Raw genomic sequence first — 14,621 nt, 5'->3', positions numbered from 1 at the left:
GTGGCATGAAACAACGACTTCCTCCCCTGACCGCATTGCGCGCCTTTGATGCAGCTGCCCGGCATATGTCTTTTGCCAAGGCCGCCGAAGAACTCCACGTCACGCCTGCAGCGCTTTCGTTTCAGATCAAATCTCTCGAAGAGCACCTCGGGCAACCGTTGTTTCGCCGACTCAATCGCGCGGTAGACCTGACCGAAGCCGGACGGATTCTGGCACCGGGAGCGGCAGAGGGGTTCGCCATATTGCATTCCGCATGGGCGACCACGCGGCGATTGCAGGACACCCGTACGCTGACTGTCACCGCCGGCCCTGCCCTGACCGCAAAGTGGCTGGCCCCGCGGCTCTATGACTTTGCACGCGTTCATCCTGAAATCGACCTGAGGTTTTCGGCCACTCTGCGCATCGTGGACCTTGAGCGGGACGACGTGGATGTAGCCATCCGTTTTGGCTACGGGCAAGACGACGGGCTTTTTTCGGTCCCGGTGCGCAAGGAGTGGCTGACCCCGGTCATGACCCCCGAACTTGCCCGCAAGTTCCCAACCCCGGAAAGCCTGAAGAAAGCCCCGCTGATTCACGACGATTCGATCGACTTCCTGCGACCCGCCTGCGATTGGCCAGCATGGTTTCGCGCGGTAGGCATCAGCTTTGCACCAACCCACGGCCCTCGGTTTTCAAACGCCGATCACGCGGTTGATGCTGCCGTTGCCGGTGTCGGTGTTGCCCTGGCCCGGCGCCCCATGTTTATCAAGGATATGGCCGAGGGGCGGCTTGTGGCGCCCTTTAAGACCGCGATCGAGACTAAGGCCCGTTTTCGATTTCTTTGCCTTCAGGGCGCAGAAAATCGCCCGCAGATCGCGGCTTTCCGCGAATGGTTTCTTGCCGAAATCGAAAAGACCGCGCATATCTCGGACGAGTTCACCATTGTTCCAGTAGAGGATATCCCGCCTGCATGACCCGATCCCGCGCAACGATGGTCGGCTTTGTGGCTGTGCTGCTTTGGTCTCTTCTCGCTCTGCTCACCGTTGGCTCTGAGCCGACGCCTCCCCTGCTCTTGAATGCGATCTGCTTTTCGATCGGCGGCACCTTGGGGCTGATCTGGACGGCCGCCAGTGGCGGTCTCAGGCAGCTGCGTAACGTCTCGTGGCGCGTTTACGCCTTTGGTACGGTTGGGCTGTTCGGCTACCACGCGCTTTACTTCTCTGCGCTTCGCCTTGCCCCAGCGGCCGAAGCCGGGCTGATCGCCTATCTCTGGCCGCTTTTGATCGTCCTGTTCTCGGGCCTCCTGCCAGGCGAACAACTGCGTCCGGGTCATTTGATCGGCGCCTTTCTGGGGTTTTCAGGTGCGGCGCTGATCATCGCAGGCGGCGGCGGTGGTTTTCAGACCCAGTATCTGCCCGGCTACGGTCTGGCCCTTCTCTGCGCGCTGACCTGGTCGGGATATTCGGTTCTATCGCGGAAGGTAGGGGACGCGCCAACTGCCTCGGTCGCCGTGTTCTGCGTCGCGACGGCCGTTGCCTCATGGATCCTGCATCTTGCGGTCGAGGATACTGTCTGGCCGCAGGGGGCATTGGGCTGGGCGTCGACGATTGGACTGGGCCTCGGACCGGTCGGCCTGGCCTTTTATGTATGGGATATCGGGGTCAAGCAGGGGGACATCCAGATGCTTGGGACCAGTTCTTACGCGGCCCCGCTGCTGTCCACACTGATCCTTGTGGGTGCCGGGATCGCCGCCCCTTCGTGGGGTCTGGCGATCGCGGCTGCGTTGATTACCGGCGGCGCGGTATTGGCGGCGCGCGCCAGTCTTTCATCCTAACTCGAGAGTCGCTCGATCTCTTCTTTCAGCTTCAACTTCTGTTTCTTGAGCTGGGCGATATGTAGGTCGTCGATACCAGGAGACCGTTGCGCTTCTTCTACCTCGATACTGAGAGTATGGTGCTTCTTCTTCAGTTCCGTCAGGTGCGAGCTCAGGCTCATGGCGATCCTCCTGTGAATTAGATGCTCAACGAGTTGACCATAAGTAAAATGCGCTGTCACGCCTTCATCACACAATTTCTGTCAGGAATCCGACATTTTTAGGCTGAACGCCGCTCATTTGGTCCCGGAAAAGGCGAGCGCGGCCCCGTCCCGCAGCACCGCAACGATTTCGGGGCGATAGTCATCTCCGTCGCGTTCATGTCTTGAACCTTCATGCAGGATGACCGGGGCGTGCAGCCGAAATGGGGCCTTTCCCTCTTTTCGAGCTCTCAGAACAATAAGCTCGGGCGCACGTCCCTGCCGGGCAGCCAACGGCAGAACTTCCAGCGATCCCAGCCTGCCGGAGCACGCCGACAGCATTTCAGGCAGCCGCTCGGCCCGCTGGATCATATGCAGATACCCTTTGGGAAGCAGCCGGCGCGCAGCGACCTCGATCCACGCGGAAAGTGGGGTCTCGAATTCCCCCAAGGCAATCTGCCGTCCACCGTCACGGGCTCGGCTGTGACGGCCCGAGGGGTAATACGGTGGATTGGCGATGACATGGTCGAACCGCCTTTGCCGCAGGTCCACCGGAAGCGCGGTTAGATTTGTCTGAAACACTTCGAGTTCAAAACCGCTTTCGGCACTGTTGCGTCGCGCAAGATCGGCATAAAGCGCCTGAAGCTCCACTCCGGCCAAGTCGAGGCCCGGAACCCGTGTCGCCAAGCTCAGGATGGCTACCCCTGCCCCGCATCCCAGTTCAAGCACTCTCTGCCCTTTGCTGGCCGGAACACAGGCCGCCAGAACGACCGGATCAATTCCCGCACGGTATCCGTCGATTGGTTGCCAGAGGTGCAGCCGCCCGCCCAGAAAGGCGTTATGCGTTAGCTTGACCGGATCAGAAATGCTCATTTTCCCAGCGGAATCTCGTTGTCGGTGACGACCCGCAAGGCGCGGTCATAGTCTTCCTCCCGCACCATCATCCGGCGCGGGAAAATCCCGATCCCACCTTCGAGGATGCTCATATTTACGTCCATCTGAAAGCAGTCTATACCCTCGCCCTCAAGAAGGGCGGACGCAAAGGCCATGATGGTCGGATCTGTGCTACGCAGAAGTTCCTTCATGACTGGGGATGTAAGGGCAAGGCGCGGCAGATGTCGAGCCTTGTAGCAGGAGACTGATGGACACCGGCACGATCGCGAAACCGCATGAGCGCCTTGCGGAACTGTTGACGGATGACATGGCAGCGGTGAACACGCTGATCCGCACCCGCATGACCTCGGAACATGCCCCACGCATTCCCGAAGTGACCGCCCATCTGGTCGAGGCCGGCGGCAAACGGCTACGGCCGATGCTGACTTTGGCGGCAGCACGGATGTGCGGCTATGAAAGTGGTCAGAACCATGTACGGCTGGCCGCCACCGTTGAATTCATCCATACTGCCACCCTGCTGCATGACGACGTAGTCGACGAAAGCGGACAAAGACGTGGGCGCCCTACCGCCAACCTGCTGTGGGACAACAAAAGCTCGGTCCTTGTCGGGGATTACCTGTTCTCGCGCAGTTTCCAACTGATGGTCGAAACCGGTTCGCTTCGCGTTCTGGACATTCTGGCCAATGCATCAGCAACGATCGCCGAAGGCGAAGTTCTGCAAATGACGGCTGCACAGGATCTGGCCACGGACGAGAGCGTCTATCTGCAGGTCGTTCGCGGCAAGACCGCTGCGCTGTTCTCGGCAGCGACGCAAGTGGGCGGGGTGATCGCAGGCGTGCCCGAACCTCAGGAAAAGGCCCTGTTCGATTACGGTGACTGCCTTGGAATCGCTTTCCAGATCGCAGACGACCTGTTGGACTACCAGGGAGACAGCCAAGCAACCGGCAAGAATGTCGGCGACGATTTCCGCGAACGGAAACTGACCCTTCCGGTGATTAAGGCGATTGCCCAAGCCACGCCCGAAGAACGCGGTTTCTGGCAGCGGACCATCGAAAAGGGCCGGCAAGAGGACGGCGATCTGACTGAAGCGCTCCGCCTGATGGACAAATACGGCACGCTTGAAGCGACTCGCACTGATGCGCTTGGCTGGGCAACTAAGGCCAAGGCTGCTCTTTCAACCTTGCCCGACCATCATATTCGCGACCTCTTGACTGAACTGGCGGATTACGTGGTTTCGCGATTGAACTGATCTCTGCATAGCGCGCTGCCGTTGGAATCAGGGCAATGCCTTACAGGGCATCACCCACCAATCCGGGTGCAAACGGCGCAGTGCCCGAACCGCCCGCGCCTGCGTCCCGGCGTCGTCCATGATGGCAAAACAGGTTGCCCCGGAGCCTGACATGCGGCTCAGGCGGCACCCCGGTTGAGCTTGCAGCGCCTCCATGACTTCACCGATCACTGGAGCCGCTGAACAGGCCGGCGCCTGCAGGTCATTGCGCTGCGCGGCAAGCCAAGACAACCACGCTTCCTTTCCCGCGGGCATCGGCCAATTCTGCGGCGGGTTGGTTTTTGACGAGAGTGCGCGAAACACCTGCGGTGTCGGCACCGATACACCCGGGTTTGCAAGAATCAGATACAGGTCAGGCACAGGTTGGGCCGGGGTCAGCACCTCTCCGATACCCTGCATCCGTTGAGGCCCTTCGCGCAGACACAGGGGGATATCCGCCCCAAGCCCCAGAACTTCGTCATCGCTCGGCAATGGCCTGCCCGTAAGCCGCGCAAGCCCTGTGAGGGTCGCCGCAGCGTCCGAGGAACCACCACCGATACCGGCCGCAGCAGGAAGATGTTTTTCGACATGGATATTCGCGGCAACGCCCATCGCCTCAGCCGCGCGCACCACCAGGTTGCTTCGGTCCGTCGGCACGCCTTGTGCTCTGGGTCCATCTATAGAAACCCGGATGTCGGCTGTTGGCGGCCTGACACAATCCAAAGTGATCCGATCCCCGACATCCGCGAAGACAACCAGCGAATCCAACAGATGAAAGCCATCGTCACGCTGGCCGGTCACATGCAGGGTCAGGTTGATCTTGGCAGGAGCAAAGACCTCAATCGCCATTGGCGACAGTCAGAGGTTCTGCACCCTCCTCGGCCAGCACCGTATCCAGGCCCACCTCCAGTTTGCGCCGGATCCGGTTCGGGTCAGCTTCGCCATCGACATCGTCCGGATCGATAAACGAGAGCGCCCGTTTCCACTGGAATTCTGCCTCGCGGAGTCTGTCAACGGCCCAATAGACATCGCCAAGGTGATCATTGACCACGGGATCTACTGGCATCAGCTCCACGGCACGTTCCATATGCTGAACCGCTTCGTCATAGCGCCCAAGGCGAAACAAGACCCACCCCAAACTGTCGACGATGTATCCGCTGTCCGGACGCGCCGCCACGGCACGTTCAATCATCGACAGGGCTTCGTCCAGCTTGGTCTCCTTTTCCACCAGTGAATAACCGAGATAGTTGAGAACCTGAGGTTGGTCTGGGTTCAGTTTCAATGCCTCGCGAAAATCAGCCTCGGCCAGTTCCCATTGCTTGAGGCGTTCATGGCTGATGCCCCGAGCATAAAGAACGAACCATTTGGAAGGATCGCCTTCCTCTGTCAGCTCCAATGCCCGGTCATAGGATATGGCTGCCGCAGCATAGTTTTCCTGCTGCCGATGTAGGTCACCCAGCGCGCTGTGAGCCAGTGAAAGGTCCGGGTAGTCGTTTGCAAGCTGCTCCAGAACCTCGATTGCGGCGTCTGGTTTTGCGGCCCGCCGCAGGGATTCCGCACGCCCCAGTTCGGCAGCGTGGTGATCCGGAGTGCCAGCCGGAACCTGTTTGTAGGTGGCAACCGCGAGCTCATACTGGCCCAGTGTTTCCAGCAGGTTGGCGGTCAGCAACAGGGAATCGATATGATCCGGGCGCAAGTAATTGGCAACACGTGCATAGAGCAGAACATAATCATCTGCAGCTTCACCATTGAGCGCAGCACCAATGGTGAAGAAAACCTCTGCTATGCCGTCTGAAACACTGCGTACATGAGTGAAGGGTATGGTCTGCCCGTCCGCGAGGCGGCTTGCGACATCGCCGAGCCCCGGATCGATCCGCGCGCCAAACACCTCTTCGAGCATCGTCAGAGCATCCTGATTCCGCTCAAGCTGAGACAGGATTTCAGCACGCGCCAGTGCTGCTCTGCGAGACACGGTTGTGAGGGCGCCCTCATCTTCCGCAAAGATCGCCTCGGCTCCTTCGAAATCACCAACCGAGGCCAGTGCCATCGCTTTGTGGTACATCGCAAAGCCACGCAGGCCGTTTTCGTTGGCAACAGCGTCAAATGCGGCCATAGCCTCGGAAACCTGCCCCGCCCCCATACGGGACCAGGCATCGATCAGCCCGTCCATCAGAGGGCCGATGCCAAGCTCTTCGCGGGGACGCTCCAGCAAGGGGTCGTATTCCTTGTCACGCACAAGACGCGCGACAGTTACCATGTGGGCGACTTGGCTGCGAAGCTGCAGTTGCTCCATGCGCGTGGCCACCGGATGAGCGCGGTCGATCTGCCCAAGCGCCAATTGCGAATGGACCACGTTCTCCATGAGGGCCGGGTTGTCCCTGTCTTCGGCCAGCGCCTGCACATAGTAGCGCGCAGCAGTTTCAAAGTCGCTGTCGAACGACGCCTGGCGCCCGGCCAGGTAGGCGCCCGGATTGGATTCTGCTTGGGCAGAACCGGGCACTGCAATGCCGAGGGCCAATACAATGGCTGCGGACTGTCTGAGAATGGATTTCACCGGGAACCTGCTATGCTCGTGTGTTTCCAAACAAGCTAGGCCGTTCCAACGGGGGAGGCAATGGCACAGGTATTAACCAAGCGCCATTGCTCGGATGTTTGCTTACATGTTCGGGTAATTTGGCCCGTCACCGCCCTGCGGCGTCACCCATGTGATGTTCTGGCTGGGATCCTTGATGTCGCAAGTCTTGCAATGCACGCAGTTCTGGAAGTTGATTACAAATCGCGGTTGTTTGCCTTCTTCTTCGACCACTTCGTAAACCCCCGCAGGACAATACCGTTGAGCCGGTTCCGCATAAGTGTGGAGATTCACCACTGTCGGGACGTTCGTATCCTTCAGTTGCAGATGGCAGGGTTGGCTTTCCTCGTGGTTGGTCATCGCAAAGGATACATTGGTCAGCCGGTCAAATGACAGGACGCCATCAGGCTTTGGATATTCGATAGGCTCGTTTGACGCGGCCATACCAGTGGCCTCGGCGTCAGTCTTACCGTGCTTCAGGGTGCCAAACAGCGAGAAGCCAAGCGTGTTGGTCCACATGTCAAAACCACCAAAGGCCAGCGAGGCTGTCAGCCCCCATTTCGACCACATCGGCTTGACGTTACGAACCTTTTTGAGATCGGTGCCAATTGCACCTTCGCGCACTTCGATTTCGTAGTCGGATAGTTCGTCGGCGCTCCGGCCGGCCTGAAGGGCTTCGTAAGCGGCTTCGGCGGCTGCCTTGCCGCTCAGCATCGCATTGTGGTTCCCCTTGATGCGCGGCACGTTGACCATACCCACCGAACATCCCAGCAGCGCAACTCCGGGCGCCACCATCTTGGGCATCGACTGATAGCCACCCTCGGAAATCGCCCGCGCGCCATAGGCCACACGCTTACCGCCTTCGAGCAGCTTGGCAACCATCGGATGATGCTTGAACCGCTGGAACTCCATGTAGGGGAACAGATACGGATTCTTGTAGTTCAGATGGACCACGAAACCCACATAAACCTGATTGTTCTCAATGTGGTAAATGAAGGAGCCGCCACCGGCATTGGAGCCAAGCGGCCACCCCATCGTATGCGTGACTTCGCCTTCGTTGTGCTTGGCTGGATCGATTTCCCAGATCTCTTTCATGCCAATACCGAACTTCTGCGGTTCCTTACCGATCTGAAGGTCGTATTTCTCAATGACTTCCTTGGCCAGCGATCCGCGGACACCTTCAGAGATAAAGACGTACTTGCCGTGCAGCTCCATTCCGGGTTCGTATCCCGGACCCGGAGTACCATCGGGGTTCTTGCCGAATTCACCGGCGACGACGCCCTTTACTTCTCCTTTGTCGCCATAGACGACTTCGGAGCAGGCCATGCCCGGGAAGATTTCGACGCCAAGTTCCTCCGCCTGCTCAGCCATCCAGCGGCAGACATTGCCCATCGACACGATGTAGTTGCCGTGATTGTTCATCAGGGGCGGCATCGGCCAGTTTGGCACGCGCAGCTTGCCCGCTTCGCCCAGCATGTAGAAATTGTCTTCCTTGACCGGAACGTTAAGAGGTGCGCCCTTTTCCTTCCAGTCGGGGATCAGCGCTTCAAGCCCGCAGGGGTCCAGAACCGCGCCAGACAGAATATGTGCTCCGACTTCCGAGCCCTTCTCCAGCACCACCACATTCAGTTCTGCATCGAGCTGCTTGAGACGGATCGCGGCGGACAAACCCGCGGGACCCGCACCGACGATCACAACATCGTATTCCATCGCTTCGCGTTCAATCTCGGCCATTGCGGGCTCCTTCGCTGACTTACCGATTCGGCTCTCAAACAGGTGTTTGGGCGCAATAATCTTTCGGCGTGATTACCCTTTGAACAGGACAGAGGTCAAATAAAACCGAGCGTCGCGCTGCTGCGTCGCAGCGTCATTGCTCTGGCCGGTCGCCCATTAGGTATCGCGGCCCTTTTCCCAGCCTCTTAGCCCGATCTTCCGGATTGTAGAGCGCACAGTTTGGCAAACTGAGGCACCCGCAGCCGATACATCCATCCAGATTGTCTCGCAGTCGCAGCAACGCATCGATTCGCTGATCGAGATGGGTCCGCAACCGCTCGGAAATCCGGGTCCAGTCCTTGGGAGTCGGCGTGCGCCCGCCAGGTAGGCCGGACAACACCTCGCGGATCTGGGGAAGCGACAGCCCGAATTGCTGTGCGATCATGATGAAGCTCAACCTTCTGATATCCGCGCGCTGGAATCTGCGCTGGCCACCGGAATTGCGCCACGGCTCGATCAGGCCCTGTTTCTCATAGTAGCGAATGGCTGAAACAGCCAACCCCGTCCGGTCCGCCAAAGCCCCGATGGACAATCCCGATTCTGGTTTCACGGCAAGCTCCCAAATTATCCTTGACCTAAAGTTAGGTTTAGAAATTACGATGAGCGGGATCAATCAAAATGAAATGAGGAACCGATATGACCGCCACGCTGGAACACGCCAACTTCACGGTTGCGGACCTAAGAACCACCTCTGGCTGGATGGCCGACGTCTTTGGCTGGAAAATCCGTTGGGAAGGTGACGCCATCGCCGGCGGGCGCACCGCGCATGTCGGCACCGATGATGCCTATCTGGCCCTGTACCAACCACCGGCACCACAGGCTTCTGGGGAAAGCAGCTACGACATTATCGGCGGGCTCAATCACATCGGAGTGGTCGTAGATGATCTAAATGCCGTCGAATCTCGTGTGAAGGCCGCAGGATTCACTCCGCGCAGTCATGCAGATTACGAACCGGGTCACCGTTTTTATTTCGACGACGAAAACGGCATCGAATTCGAAGTAGTTTCCTATAAGTAAGCCTGGAATTGCGTAACCGGCGCCTCGCTTCCTGAATTCCCTTGAAATCTGCCCTCTGTTTGAGTCAGTTAGTCCTCAACCCTACAAGTCGCCCCGGCGCATTGCGCGGCGGGGCGATGCAATTTGATGCATGGACCAAGACGACATGGACAAGATCCCGATGACCCCGGCGGGCTTTTCCGCACTGGAGACGGAGCTGAAGCAGCTTAAAAGCGAAGAACGCCCTGCAATCATCAAGGCGATTGCCGAGGCGCGCGAGCATGGCGACCTGTCAGAAAACGCCGAATACCATTCTGCCCGGGAAAAGCAGTCTTTCATCGAGGGCCGTATCAAAGAGCTCGAAGGCGTTTTGTCACTGGCGGACGTGATCGATCCTGCCCGGCTTTCGGGCGCGATCAAGTTCGGAGCCCGGGTCACGCTGGTCGATGAAGACACGGACGAGGAAAAGACCTGGCAGATCGTCGGTGAGCACGAGGCCAACATCGAAAAGGGCCTGCTCAATATCAAGTCCCCCATTGCGCGGGCATTGATTGGCAAGGACGAAGGTGACAGTGTCGAAGTCCGCACGCCCGGTGGCGAGCGTGCCTACGAGGTTCTGAAGATCGAGTATTCCTGACGGGTGCATACCCGGGAAGCGTTTCCAATGTCCGACCCCCTGCCCGAACCCGAAACAACACGTTCACCGCCTCTTGGAATCTACGACAAGCCCAAGCGTGAACCGATCACCGCGATAGAGGTCGTGGCCATCGCATTGAGCGGCTTGTGGCTACTTGGTGCGCTGATCTTTTTTGTTGCTTTGCCGTCCGAGGCGCAGGGCGGCTTTGATGGGCTGCGGTTCCTTATGACGATGCTGGCGATCTTCATGCCGGTCGCCATGATCTGGGTTGCTGCGACGGCCGCACGAGCCAGTCGCGTCATGCGCGAGGAAAGCCAAAGGCTGCAAGCCGCCATCGACGCAATCCGCCATGCCTATCTGGCGCAACAGCAACGTGGCGCGGTCACGTCGGAACCCTCGGTTGCCCGCAAGCTGGATGAGATCGCCGCCGCAGCAAGAAAGACCGAAACCGCTCTGGCAACGTTTTCAACAAAGCGCACCGACGGCATTCGGGCCGCAACGCCAGCGCCAACTCCGCCCGCCGATCCCCAAGCAGAAGATCAAGGGTTGCTGGAACTCGGCACACAAGCCGAAGAACTTGCCCCCCCTTTGACCACCGAAGACTTCATTTGCGCCCTCAATTTCCCGGAATCCGCCGAGGACGAGGCCGGTTTTACAGCCTTGCGCCGGGCCTTGCGGGATCGAAAGGCCGCGCAGCTGATTCAGGCCGCGCAGGACGTGCTGACCCTTCTCAGTCAGGACGGAATATACATGGACGACCTGCGGCCGGACATGGCTCGCCCGGAAATCTGGCGGCAGTTTGCCAACGGGACACGCGGCCGCGCTGTCGCATCCTTGGGCGGAGTGCGTGACCGGTCGTCGCTTGCGCTGACTGCCGGGCGGATGAAGCAGGACCCGATCTTCCGCGATGCCGCTCATCATTTCCTGCGCCGGTTCGATCAGACCTTTGCCGAATTCGAACAGATCGCCTCGGACGCGGAAATCTCAGCGCTAAGCGAAACCCGCACTGCCCGTGCATTCATGTTGCTTGGCCGTGTGGCCGGAACCTTCGACTGATACCGGCGTCAGAGCCCGAAACTGCCATAGGGAATGTAGCGCACCGGGTCTCCGGGTCGGATGTGGCATGCACCATCACCAATTTCGACCAGCCCTTCGGCCCAGCTCAGACCGCTGATCCGCCCCGACCCTTCGGAGGCAAAAACTTCAACCCGGCCATCGCGAACTCGGGCGCGCAGATACTCGCGCCGTCCCGGTTTCTTGCGCTTTTCGAACGCCGCCGGAAGGTCGAACCCTTGCGGCTTTGACCATTCGGCCCCGGCCAGTACTTCCATGGCGGGGCGGGCAAAAATCAGCGCGCAGACCAACGCCGCCACAGGGTTTCCCGGCAAACCGAAAACCGGGGTTCCCTGCCACATGGCCAGCGCCACGGGGCGCCCCGGTTTGAGGGCAATTCGCCATTCCTGCAAAGCGCCAGTTTCACCGAGCAGCGCAGAAACGTGATCTTCGTCACCAGCCGACGCCCCCCCGCTGGTCAGAATCACATCGGCCTCGTTTGCCGCCCGGTCCATCACCGACCGCAGAGTTTCCCGGTCATCGGCGACCCGACCCAGATCGACCGGCACAAATCCCATGCGCTGCGCCATTGTCAGAAGCATCGGGCGGTTGGCATCGAAAATTTGCCCGAGCCCAGCTTGGTGCCCCGGTTCAACAAGCTCATCACCGGTGGAAAGAACGGCAACCCGCAGTGATTTGCGAACCGGTATATGCGACAACCCAACCGCCGACATCAGGGCAAGATCGGCGGGGGTAATTTGCCTTCCGGCACGCAAGACCAATTGACCTGCCTCCACGTCTTCCCCTGCTTTTCGCGCATTTGCACCACGCTTGAGCGGCCCTCTGAACGAGACATACCCGTCAGAAACTGCCACATCTTCCTGCAAAACCACGGTCTCCACACCATCGGGCAATGCGGCCCCGGTCAGAACACGGATCGCCATGCCGCGAGGAACCGCACCCTCAAAAGGAACACCCGCTGCCGCCCTGCCATCGACAAGCGGCAATCTGTGGCTGCCATCAGTCACAGCCCCGGCAAAGCCATACCCATCGACAGCCGAGTTCGCCTGTGGCGGGTTTGGCCGGGCGGCCATTGCGTCCTCGGCCAGAACCCGGTTCAACGCCTGTTGCAACGGGATCGTTTCGACACCCGCCACCGGGGACAGCCGCGTGCGCAGCATCTCCAATGCGTCGTCCACAGGCGTCCAGTCGACCCCGGGTGGCAAAGCAAAACAATCATTGCGCAGCGGTGGTGGCGCAGAGGGCCCGCACTCTTCGACTTCAGCAGTCCCTTCGCTCGAAAGAGGCGATGACGGCGCAAGACCTACCTCTTGCAGTATGAAATCGGCAATCGTGACGGTGTCGTCTAGATCAAAAACCGGCCGGTCCAGATCAATCTGCACATCACTCGCCACGGCACGGATCAGGGGGTCTGTGGGGGCGATCAGCTCCGTTCCCGCCTCTGCCCGGTGGGCTTCGATCTTTGGGTGCCCTTCGCGCTTGTAGCCTTCCACCAGAACCAGATCTGCCGGGCTGAGCCGCAGCAACAGTTCATCAAGCGACGGCTCGGGATCTGCGCGCAATTCCTGCATCAGGGCCACCCGCTGCCGCGAGGCCAAGAGCACCTCGCTGGCACCGGCGATCCTGTGGCGATGGCTGTCGCGGCCGGGTTGGTCCACATCAAATGCGTGGTGGGCATGTTTAACGGTGGACACCCGTAACCCACGAGACGTGAGCTCGGCGACCAGACGCTCCATCAACCCGGTCTTACCGTTGTTTTTCCAACCTGTGACGCCATAGATCTTCATGCCTCGGCTCCGATCATCTGTCGCGCAAGCTGAAGGTCCTCGGGCGTGTTCACGTTGAAAAACGGGTCGAAATCTCCGACCGGGAAAAGGGCTTCGCGGCCATCATGTGCATCCGTCCAGAGAACGACCTTGCGCAACCCGTCCTGCAACGCATTCCGCAGGTCGTGGCGCAGTGCCACAGGCCAGAGACCGAATGTGGGATGGCGATTTCGATTGCGCTTTGGGTCGGGCGTGGCAGCAAGCGTCAAGGGGGCTTGCATCCCTTCTGCCGCCAGCAACAGTTGGGGGACGAGATCGGGCGGAAAAAACGGCGTATCGGCCGCAGCCGTCACGATGGTATCCGCCCCCTGTTCCGCGGCCCAGTCGAGCCCGGCCAACACACCTGCTAGAGGTCCGGCGTAACCGCCAATACTGTCCGCCAGAACAGGCAACCCGTATCCCGCAAACCGAGAGGGGTCGCCATTGGCGTTGAGGGCCAGACCGGCGACCTGAGGCTCCAGCCGCTCGATCACACGGGTCAGCAATGTTGTCCCGCCCAATCGGAGCAACCCTTTGTCGCCGCCGCCCATCCGGGTGGCCTGACCCCCGGCCAGTATGATGCCCAGCGGTTGTTTCATGGCTTGCCCTTCATTTTCGGCGCCTGTCGGCCCGCTCGGCCGGACAACTTCGTTGCACATCTCTCGAACCCATTTACAGCGACCCTGAGCGCGCAGCACTTTTGCGGCGATGTTTGCGATCCTCATCCGAGACCGAAGATGGGTCCACATCACGCAGCAGGCGCTGTTCACCTGCGAGGCAAACGAACCTTTGCCCGCGCATACGCCCGATCAGCGTCAGCCCCACCTCGCGGGCGATGTCGACACCCCACGCCGTGAAACCCGACCGGGACACCAGCACGGGAATGCCCATCAGAGCTGTTTTGATAACCATTTCCGACGTCAAACGACCGGTCGTATAAAGGATCTTGTCATCCGCCCTTTCGCCGGTGGACAGCATCCAGCCCGCGATCTTGTCAACGGCGTTGTGCCTGCCCACGTCCTCCATGTAGACCATCGGCCGATCTTCGCGACAGAGCACAGTGCCGTGTATCGCGCCCGCTTCGAGGTATAGCGACGGGGTGCGGTTGATCTTTGACGCGAGCGCGTACAGCCATGAGCTGCGGACCTGCGTGTCGGGAAGCTGTACGTCCTCGAGACCTTCCATCATGTCGCCGAAAACGGTGCCGACTGCACACCCACTTGTGCGGGTCTTTTTGCGCAGCTTTTCCTCGTAGGACGTCTGCCTTGCCGTGCGCACCACAACGGTTTCCAGATCCGCGTCGAAATCAACTCCGGTGATTTCGTCATCGTCGAGCAGCATCCCCTGATTTCGGAGAAAACCAAGCGCCAGATATTCGGGGTAGTCCCCGATGGTCATGGCGGTCACGATCTCTTGTGAGTTTAGAAAGATCGTCAGAGGACGTTCTTCGACCACCGAGATCTCGCTGACGGCGCCAGTGTGGTCTACCCCTTGCACCGTGCGTGTCAGCCCCTGACGTTCAGGGGCCGGGGCAATCAGATACTTGTCGACATCCCGATCCGTGGACAATTGCAACCCTCTCGATATGGCGCTAGGCCGGTTCGGGACAAT

General features: G+C 59.7%; 16 protein-coding genes. 6 read left to right on the top strand and 10 right to left on the bottom strand.

Translation table 11 applies throughout. From position 1 onward, the window contains the following. Positions 1-5: 5 nt before the first annotated feature. Both ACP15U_RS00895 and ACP15U_RS00890 read left to right on the top strand, forming a co-directional pair. On the top strand, positions 6-953 hold the full coding sequence (locus tag ACP15U_RS00895) for a transcriptional regulator GcvA (protein ID WP_425043233.1): 948 nt from the start codon (positions 6-8) through the stop codon (positions 951-953). Further along, on the top strand, positions 950-1,813 hold the full coding sequence (locus ACP15U_RS00890) for a DMT family transporter (protein WP_425043232.1): 864 nt from the start codon (positions 950-952) through the stop codon (positions 1,811-1,813). The genes ACP15U_RS00895 and ACP15U_RS00890 overlap by 4 nt, the downstream gene beginning before the upstream one ends. On the opposite strand, the gene ACP15U_RS00885 is transcribed toward ACP15U_RS00890, so the two are convergent. The 3 genes from ACP15U_RS00885 to ACP15U_RS00875 form a co-directional block, all read right to left on the bottom strand. Next, a complete protein-coding gene (locus ACP15U_RS00885) occupies positions 1,810-1,974 on the bottom strand; it encodes a YdcH family protein (protein ID WP_425043231.1) in 165 nt (54 codons plus the stop codon). The two genes, ACP15U_RS00890 and ACP15U_RS00885, sit on opposite strands and share 4 nt — an antisense overlap. Positions 1,975-2,088: 114 nt before the next feature. Then, the gene (locus tag ACP15U_RS00880) at positions 2,089-2,865 is read right to left on the bottom strand and encodes a tRNA1(Val) (adenine(37)-N6)-methyltransferase (RefSeq protein WP_425043230.1); all 777 of its coding nucleotides are present in this window, start codon (positions 2,863-2,865) and stop codon (positions 2,089-2,091) included. Further along, entirely contained in the window at positions 2,862-3,077 is a 216-nt protein-coding gene (locus ACP15U_RS00875; RefSeq protein ID WP_425043229.1) for a DUF2007 domain-containing protein, read from the bottom strand. The genes ACP15U_RS00880 and ACP15U_RS00875 overlap by 4 nt, the downstream gene beginning before the upstream one ends. Before the next feature lie 56 nt (positions 3,078-3,133). Between ACP15U_RS00875 and ACP15U_RS00870 the strand changes: the two genes are divergently transcribed. Then, on the top strand, positions 3,134-4,135 hold the full coding sequence (locus ACP15U_RS00870; RefSeq protein ID WP_425043228.1) for a polyprenyl synthetase family protein: 1,002 nt from the start codon (positions 3,134-3,136) through the stop codon (positions 4,133-4,135). 27 nt (positions 4,136-4,162) lie between these two features. On the opposite strand, the gene ACP15U_RS00865 is transcribed toward ACP15U_RS00870, so the two are convergent. The 4 genes from ACP15U_RS00865 to soxR form a co-directional block, all read right to left on the bottom strand. Beyond that, a complete protein-coding gene (locus tag ACP15U_RS00865; protein WP_425043227.1) occupies positions 4,163-5,002 on the bottom strand; it encodes a 4-(cytidine 5'-diphospho)-2-C-methyl-D-erythritol kinase in 840 nt (279 codons plus the stop codon). Continuing rightward, positions 4,992-6,707, bottom strand: a complete 1,716-nt coding sequence (locus ACP15U_RS00860; protein WP_425043226.1) for a tetratricopeptide repeat protein — start codon at positions 6,705-6,707, stop codon at positions 4,992-4,994. Before ACP15U_RS00860 ends, ACP15U_RS00865 begins: the two co-directional genes overlap by 11 nt. Before the next feature lie 102 nt (positions 6,708-6,809). Beyond that, on the bottom strand, positions 6,810-8,459 hold the full coding sequence (locus ACP15U_RS00855) for an electron transfer flavoprotein-ubiquinone oxidoreductase (RefSeq protein ID WP_425043225.1): 1,650 nt from the start codon (positions 8,457-8,459) through the stop codon (positions 6,810-6,812). Between the two features lie 133 nt (positions 8,460-8,592). Further along, positions 8,593-9,048, bottom strand: coding sequence for a redox-sensitive transcriptional activator SoxR (soxR, locus tag ACP15U_RS00850; RefSeq protein WP_425043224.1), 456 nt, complete (start codon positions 9,046-9,048; stop codon positions 8,593-8,595). A gap of 86 nt (positions 9,049-9,134) precedes the next feature. Here soxR and ACP15U_RS00845 point away from each other — a divergent pair, with 86 nt between their 5' ends. From ACP15U_RS00845 to ACP15U_RS00835, 3 genes are all read left to right on the top strand, one after another. Next, complete coding sequence (locus ACP15U_RS00845; protein ID WP_425043223.1) at positions 9,135-9,515, top strand: VOC family protein; 381 nt, start codon at positions 9,135-9,137, stop codon at positions 9,513-9,515. A gap of 145 nt (positions 9,516-9,660) precedes the next feature. After that, complete coding sequence (greA, locus tag ACP15U_RS00840) at positions 9,661-10,131, top strand: transcription elongation factor GreA (RefSeq protein WP_425043719.1); 471 nt, start codon at positions 9,661-9,663, stop codon at positions 10,129-10,131. 27 nt (positions 10,132-10,158) lie between these two features. Then, positions 10,159-11,187, top strand: coding sequence for a hypothetical protein (locus ACP15U_RS00835; protein WP_425043222.1), 1,029 nt, complete (start codon positions 10,159-10,161; stop codon positions 11,185-11,187). An 8-nt stretch (positions 11,188-11,195) separates the two neighbouring features. On the opposite strand, the gene ACP15U_RS00830 is transcribed toward ACP15U_RS00835, so the two are convergent. The 3 genes from ACP15U_RS00830 to ACP15U_RS00820 form a co-directional block, all read right to left on the bottom strand. Next, the gene (locus ACP15U_RS00830) at positions 11,196-12,992 is read right to left on the bottom strand and encodes a bifunctional molybdopterin-guanine dinucleotide biosynthesis adaptor protein MobB/molybdopterin molybdotransferase MoeA (RefSeq protein WP_425043221.1); all 1,797 of its coding nucleotides are present in this window, start codon (positions 12,990-12,992) and stop codon (positions 11,196-11,198) included. Then, positions 12,989-13,609 carry a molybdenum cofactor guanylyltransferase MobA gene (gene mobA, locus ACP15U_RS00825; RefSeq protein ID WP_425043220.1) on the bottom strand — a complete coding sequence of 207 codons (621 nt, stop codon included), beginning with the start codon at positions 13,607-13,609 and terminating at the stop codon, positions 12,989-12,991. The genes ACP15U_RS00830 and mobA overlap by 4 nt, the downstream gene beginning before the upstream one ends. 73 nt (positions 13,610-13,682) lie before the next feature. Next, complete coding sequence (locus tag ACP15U_RS00820; protein WP_425043219.1) at positions 13,683-14,579, bottom strand: formate dehydrogenase accessory sulfurtransferase FdhD; 897 nt, start codon at positions 14,577-14,579, stop codon at positions 13,683-13,685. Positions 14,580-14,621 lie beyond the last annotated feature (42 nt).

The organism is Primorskyibacter sp. S87 (assembly GCF_049801055.1).
In the GTDB taxonomy this organism is placed as follows: Bacteria; Pseudomonadota; Alphaproteobacteria; order Rhodobacterales; family Rhodobacteraceae; genus JBNAGF01.
This window is presented reverse-complemented; position numbering and strand designations above follow the sequence as displayed.